Source organism: Acidimicrobiia bacterium (genome assembly GCA_036396535.1).
In the GTDB taxonomy this organism is placed as follows: Bacteria; Actinomycetota; Acidimicrobiia; order Spongiisociales; family UBA5794; genus DASWKR01.
Map to the genome: position 1 here is coordinate 1 of DASWKR010000074.1, position 2,806 is coordinate 2,806.

The following is a 2,806-nucleotide window of genomic DNA, read 5'->3' on the forward strand; positions in this document are numbered from 1 at the left end:
GTACCCGGAGATGTGCCACGCCGGAACGGCCAAGGCGCGACTCGCCAAGCTCATCGAGGGCAAGTGGGTCACCCTCCTCGCCGAGGACCCGGACTCGAAAGCGTTCGACGGAGTCCGCTACCTGCGGTTCGTCGAGCGCAACGGCGTCGACCTCAACCTCAAGATGCTCGAGGAAGGGTACGCCCTGGCGATGCCGAGCAACCGTGAGCCATCTCGCAACCGCAAGTACATGGCGGCGGCGCGGTCGGCCAGTCACGAGGGCAAGCGGCTCTGGAACGACGATGCGTGCGGGGCGGGGCCGAGCGCAGGCGCCGAGCTGCGCATGTTCGTTCACTGGGACGCCGAAGGAACAGACGGCGAGCCGGGGACACTCAACGGCGAGTGGGTCAGGATCTTCAACGACAGCGGCTTCGCCGTCTCGCTCGGCGGCTGGACACTGCGGACCACGTCGACCCGGGCCATCTGGGACATGCCGTCGAACGCCTCGATCCCCGCCAACGACTCCATCACCGTCTACGTGGGGTCGGGTACCAACACCGCCACCAAGCTCTACATGGGGTACGACCGGGCCCTCTTCGGGAACAGCATCGGCGACGGGGCCTACCTGCTCGATCCCGACGACGACATCCGCACCTACTTCGAGTACCCGTGCATCGGGGAGTGCTGGGATCCGCTCCAGGGCAAGGTGCACCTCTCGGTGAACGCCGATGCGGTCGGCAGCGACGGCAGCAACCCGAACGGCGAATGGGTGAACCTCACGAACGTGTCGTCGGAATCGGTGAACCTCAACGGCTACCAGCTGCGCAACGGCGGCAAGCTCTACGACTTCCCGGAGGACTCGAGGATCGACCCCGGTGAGCGGATGCGGGTCCACACCGGCCAGGGCCAGGAGACGAGGCTCGAGAAGCACTGGGGACGGACCAAAGGGATCCTCGGCAACGACACGGACTCGGTGCAGCTCAAGACATACAGCGACATCATGGTGGCATCGGTCGAGTGGCCGTGCAGCCCCTGCGGGCCGGTCGCAGACCTGAGGATCACGGGCTACAACAACGGCAAGACGCCCGCCGACGAGTGGATCGACATCAAGAACCGGAGCGGGTACCCGGTCGACCTGCGCGACTGGGAGTTCGGCGACAACGTCAACCGTCTCGACTTCCCGAACAGCCGGACGCTTGCGGCAGGAGCGACCCTCCGGATCTACGTCGGCCACGGGACCGACACGTCCACCAAGCTGTACTGGGGGCTCGACGGGCAGATCCTCTTCACCCACGACATGCTGCAACTGCATACCCCCAACGACGACCTCGTGAGCTGCGAGGCGTGGGGCGACAAGGAGTGTCAGCCGATCGTGGCTCCGACATACTGCGCCGGCCTGCCGGCCACCGTGGTCGGGTCGAACAGCGGCGAGCTGCTGTTCGGCAGCGATGGCGACGACGTGATCCTCGCACTCGGCGGCGACGACCTCGTCACTCCGTTCGGAGGCGACGACATCGTATGTGGCGGCGACGGACGGGACACGATCAGCTTCCGGACCTCACCCGGCGGCGTCACCGTCGACCTGGCGGCCGCCTTCGCATCCGGCGAGGGGTCCGACAGCATCTACGACGTCGAGAACATCGTCGGCTCCGCCCACGCCGACAAGCTCATCGGCTCGGATGGCCGCAACGTCATCGACGGCGGCTCCGGCAAGGACAGGCTCATCGGTCGGGGAGGCCGGGACACGCTCAAGGGCGGTCCCGGCAAGGACACCCTCAAGGGAGGCGGCCAGTCGGACGTCGTCAGGGGCATGGCGGGCGACGACGTCATGTTCGGTCAGAGCGGCAACGACGACCTGGTCGGCGGCAGCGGCTCGGACGACAGCCTCGACGGCGGGGCGGGCACCGATCATTGCGACCCGAACGGCGGCGTCGCCGTCGCCTGCGAGACCTGACGGCCTCGTCCCGTCAGCCCGGATCGCCCAGCCGAGTCAGATAGGCGACCGCGAAACGTTGATACTCGGCTACCCCGCTGCGTTGCCTGGCGATCTCTGCCTCGGTGAGCTCCCGGACCGGCTTGGCGGGCACCCCGAGCGCCAGCGTCCACGGAGGGATCTCCGTGCCCTCGGCGAGCAATGATCCTGCCGCGAGCCACGACCCTTCACCCATGACGGCTCCGTTGAGCACCTGAGAGGCGATCCCGACGAGGCAACCGTCGCCGACGGTCGCACCGTGGACGACGGCGGCGTGGCCGACGGTCGTCCGCTCACCGATCGTGCACGGCAGGCCCTCCTCCGAGTGCAGCACGCAGTTGTCCTGGACGTTCGACCCCGCTCCGACGCGGATCGCCGCCAACTCGGCCCTGGCGACGACGCCGAACATGATGACCGCCCCGGCCGCGACCCGGACGTCTCCCATGAGGACCGCCGACGGCGCCACGAAGGCGGCGGCGGCGATCGACGGCTCTGCGATCTCCAAGGGCTCCACGGCGGATGATGCTAGATCCCGAGGCGGGACGACCACCGAGGACGCACCTCAGAAACCCCAGACACCACCCTCGCCAGGCACCCCCTCGGCTCGGCCTACGGCGCTCGCCGGTCCCCCGCCGAGCGGGAGACAGCGTGGAACAGCGCCCGCCACCCGAGGCGACCCGCCCCACTACGCAATCCCCCGGTCTCCGGGGGATTGGTTCACTCTGCTTGGCCTCCGGTACTCGGCGTGGTACCCCGTCAGGCCGAGCAGGGTGAACAGAGCGTCCCGCCAGGGACCGAGCCGAGGGGGCCCAACAGTCAGGGCGACCCGGCCCAAGCACGCCCTCGGCTCGGCCT

General features: G+C 68.5%; 2 protein-coding genes. One reads left to right on the forward strand and one right to left on the reverse strand.

Features of this window, described 5'->3' with window-relative positions:
* Window positions 1-1,933: lamin tail domain-containing protein (locus tag VGC47_13845; GenBank protein ID HEX9856392.1), on the forward strand; the 1,933-nt coding region annotated here is incomplete at its 5' end.
* Window positions 1,934-1,946: 13 nt separating this feature from the next.
* On the opposite strand, the gene VGC47_13850 is transcribed toward VGC47_13845, so the two are convergent.
* Window positions 1,947-2,465: a gamma carbonic anhydrase family protein gene (locus VGC47_13850; GenBank protein ID HEX9856393.1), complete on the reverse strand. Its 519-nt coding sequence runs from the start codon at window positions 2,463-2,465 to the stop codon at window positions 1,947-1,949.
* Window positions 2,466-2,806: the final 341 nt, after the last annotated feature.